The sequence below is a fragment of the Barnesiella sp. CU968 genome (genome assembly GCF_905219685.1).
GTDB lineage: Bacteria > Bacteroidota > Bacteroidia > Bacteroidales > Muribaculaceae > Lepagella > Lepagella muris_A.
In genome coordinates this window covers 1-4,139 of record NZ_CAJMXD010000265.1, presented here as the reverse complement: position 1 = coordinate 4,139, position 4,139 = coordinate 1, and the positions used below count along the sequence as shown (strand labels likewise).

General features: G+C 46.1%; 2 protein-coding genes. Both read right to left on the bottom strand.

The annotated features are described in order from the left end of the window. On the bottom strand, window positions 1–2,184 hold a 2,184-nt coding region (feoB, locus tag JX312_RS09900; protein ID WP_204457875.1), incomplete at its 3' end, for a ferrous iron transport protein B. A gap of 190 nt (window positions 2,185–2,374) precedes the next feature. Continuing rightward, on the bottom strand, window positions 2,375–4,139 hold a 1,765-nt coding region (locus JX312_RS09895), incomplete at its 5' end, for a S9 family peptidase (protein WP_204457874.1).

The following is a 4,139-nucleotide window of genomic DNA, read 5'->3' as shown; positions in this document are numbered from 1 at the left end:
AAACAGCACCCCGAGAGTCGAAACCACCACTTCTTTAGCGGCAGAACCGGCAATAAGAGAAACACAGGATTTCCAGCCAAGCTCCATAGGACGTACAACCGGTTCTACGAACTGTCCGATTTTCCCAAGAATAGAATTGCTTTGCTGGTATTCTGTAAGCATGGATTTTTCTATCTGACTTTGAGACATGCCTTCGGTCTGATCCGCCGGCATTTCCGCCAATGTCGCAGCGACGTATTCTTTCGGTAAATCTTCTGTCTCGTAATGAGGGAAATATGATAATGCCCAGATTATAATAGAGGCGACAAGAATGAGTCCTCCCATTTTTCTGAGATATTGCTCGGCTTTTGACCACATGTTGCGTATTGTTGCCTTCATGGTCGGCATCCGGTATGGAGGAAGTTCCATTACAAAAGGAGTCTCATCTGCCTTGAACCAGAATTTACGCATGAGCTTGGCTGTAAGCACGGCTATGGCGATTCCAAGTGTGTAAAGTGATACAAATACCCATGCCCCGTAATCAGGAAAGAAAGCTCCTACCAGAAGCACATATATAGGTATTCTTGCCGAACAACTGATAAACGGATTTATAAGTATTGTTATGAGTCTGCTTGATTTGCTTTCTATTATTCTGGTTGACATTATTGCCGGCACGTTACAGCCGAAGCCCATAACGAGAGGAATGAATGATTTGCCGTGCAGTCCCATTCGGTGCATTAGCTTGTCCATTATGAAAGCTACCCTCGCCATGTAACCGGAATCTTCCATGAATGATATGAATGCATAGAGAATCAGGATGTTCGGAAGGAAGACAATGACACCTCCGACACCACCTATGATTCCATCAAGCAGCAGATCCTTGAAGGGACCGTCTGCCATTGTTTTCGATACCAACCCTGAAATCCATGCCACAAGCCTTTCAATCCATTCCATAGGATATGATCCAATCTGAAAAGTTGCCCAGAACATGAGCCACATGACTATCAGGAACAAAGGGAATCCGAAAAGTTTATTCGTTACGAAGGCATCAATGATTTTTGTGGATTTTTCTTCTTTTGCCACAGAACCTTCCATGTTCTCTTTTAACGCGCCCTGGATAAATCCGTATTTTTCCGCAGCAATCGCCGAAGAGACATCTTCATGCAGTTCTTTATGGATTCGTTCGTTTTCGTCATCACGAATCTGTTTCCAGATTTCATAATTCGGGTTGTGTTTGAGAATATCTTCTATTTCGGGATCTTTTTCAAGAAATTTTATGGCGAGAAACCTTGGTGAGAACTGATGTGCGACCGAAAGGTCGTTTTTAAATTCATCTTTGAGTTTATTGACCGCAGACTCGATCTCCGGATTCATTTTGACATGTATGTGGCGTGTATCAGGATTTTTCATTTCATACACTTCAATTACAGTGTCAAGGAGATTGTCAACGCCATAGCCTGTTGCCGCGATTGTGGGCACAACCGGTACGCCGAGCATTTTGCCGAGGTTTGAATAATCGAGGCTTACACCGCTCCTTTTCAGTTCGTCGAACATGTTAAGGTCGATTACCATTGAACGGTTCATGTCAATGAGTCCGGTTGTAAGATAAAGGTTGCGCTCGAGATTTGATGCGACAACCACGTTGATAATTACATCAGGTGTCTCTTCTCGCAAATACCGCATCACATAAAGTTCTTCCGGAGAATAGGCTGAAAGGGAATAGGTTCCGGGAAGATCCACGATATTCATCCGGTATCCTTTATGTTTCAGCGTTCCGGCTTTGGCACCTACGGTCACGCCTGCATAATTTCCAACGTGCTCATGTGCGCCCGACACTCTGTTGAACAGAGATGTCTTGCCACAGTTCGGGTTGCCAATAAGAGCGACATTTATGATTTTATCCTTGCGCAGCTCTCTGGATGCTTCCTTGTCGTGTTCTTCTGTCAGTGCGTCTGCTGAAACGTGGGATGCCTCCCAGTTTTCAAGCAGGTCTACTTCTATGAGGTCTGCCTCCGCCCTGCGGAGAGATACCTCATAATCCATGAGTGCATATTTGACAGGATCATGGAGTGGAGCATTCAACACCACTCTTACTTCACGGCATCTGACGAATCCCATTTCCATCACCCGCTTCCTGAATGCGCCGTGACCTAATATTTTAGTTATGACTCCGGTTTCTCCCGGTTTTAATTCCGATAATCTCATTTCGAATGCAAAATTAACGTTTAATCGTTAAAAACAGTCATATGGTAGTGTATATTTTGTAAAAATACCTACTTTTAAGTACTGACCGTATCCGTTTATAATGGACTCCAAGACCTTGTTAAAACCTGAAAATGCCGCATCGGGTTTGTTCCGGTGCGGCATTTTGTTTAGGAAACAATAATATCTCGGTTTATTTATCGGTTGCAGGTTGTTTCAGATATTTGTCGAGGAAGCGGAAGAATGTGCGTTGCCAAAGAATAGCATTCTGAGGTTTGAGCACCCAGTGGTTTTCATCAGGGAAAACGAGCATTTCCGCTTCAAGACCATGCATCTTGGCGGCGTTGAATGCCTGCATGCCTTGAGATGCGAGAATCCGGTAGTCAAGTTCGCCTACAGTGATAAGCATCGGTGCCGTCCAGTTGTTTACGAAACGATGTGGTGAATTTGCATATGTGCGCTGGGCTGTAGCGTTGTCTTTATCCCAGAATGGACCACCGAGGTCGAAATCCGCGAACCACATTTCTTCTGTTTCAAGATACTGCGCTTCAACGTTGAATATTCCGGCATGAGCCACAAGTGCGGCGTAGCGTCCGTCGTTATGACCGGCGAGCCAATAAACAGAGAAACCGCCATAGCTTGCACCGATAGCGCCGACATGCTCTGCGTCTACATAAGGACGAGATTTGATGTAATCGGTCGCGGCATAGTAGTCCTGCATGTTCTGACCGCCGTAATCACCGGAGATCTGACGGTTCCATGCAGTTCCGAATCCCGGAACTCCGTGGCGGTTGGGTGCGATTATGACGTATCCGTGCGCTGCCATTATCATGAAGTTCCAGCGATAGCTCCAGAACTGACTTACAGCCTGCTGTGGTCCGCCCTGACAATAAAGGATAGCCGGGTATTTCTTGTTCGGGTCAAAATCGGGAGGAAGAATTTCCCAGCAAGTCATCTGTCCGCCGTCGGTCGTAGGAACAGTAACTTTCTTTACGTCTCCGAGTTTGAGCTGCCCGAGTAATTCCTTGTTTACGGATGTAAGCTGTTTTGCTTCGTTATCACCTTTCTTGACAAGGAAAATTTCGTTGGGTTCTCTCATTGAATGTCTCATTGCCACCGCTGCGTTGTCAGCTACGGGAGATACTCCGACATAATCGTATTGTCCGTTTGCGACAGTGTCTATGGCGCAAGTCTTTACATCAATGGTGAATACGGGAGAAACACCCTGATAGTATCCTGTGAACCAGATTGAGGCTCCGTCTTTTGCCCAGGCTATCTGTTCGGGCCAGTAATCCCAGTTCTCGGTCAGATCTCGTGTCTCACGGCTTTTGATATCCATCACCATAAGGCGTTTTTTATCACTCTCATATTTTGCGGTTGGCATCGATAGCCATGCGAGAGTGTTGCCGTCGGGTGAGAATGCCGGGTCTGTGTCATATCCCGGGAAGCCTTCGCCTGTGAGCTGTTCTGTCTTCCCTGATTCTATGTCATACAGATAAATGTTTGAATCTGTGGAGAAGACATATTCGGAACCTTTGTATTTGCGGCTCACATATACAAGTTTCGAACCATCCGGACTCCATGCGAAAGATTCCGCGCCACCGAACGGGCGCATCGGGCATTCAAAAGGTTCGTCAGCCATTATGTCTTTTGCGTTTTTAACCTCACCGTCAAAATCGGCAACAAACGGATGAGGGATCTTTGTCACCCATTCGTCCCAATGTTTGTAGCCGAGGTCATCGATTACCCGACCGGTCGTCTTTGGGAGATCTTTGAAAAGTTCTTCATCGTTTTTGTTGAAATCATCTATTGCAGAAGCGAACACGACGCGTTTGCCATCAGGGCTAATCCTGAAGCACTCTATGCCGTTCTTTTCATCAGACAGGCGTTTCTCCCCAGATCCGTCTGCATTGATGCTGAAGATCTGAGTTGTCTCGGTTTCTTTGTCATAACGGAGG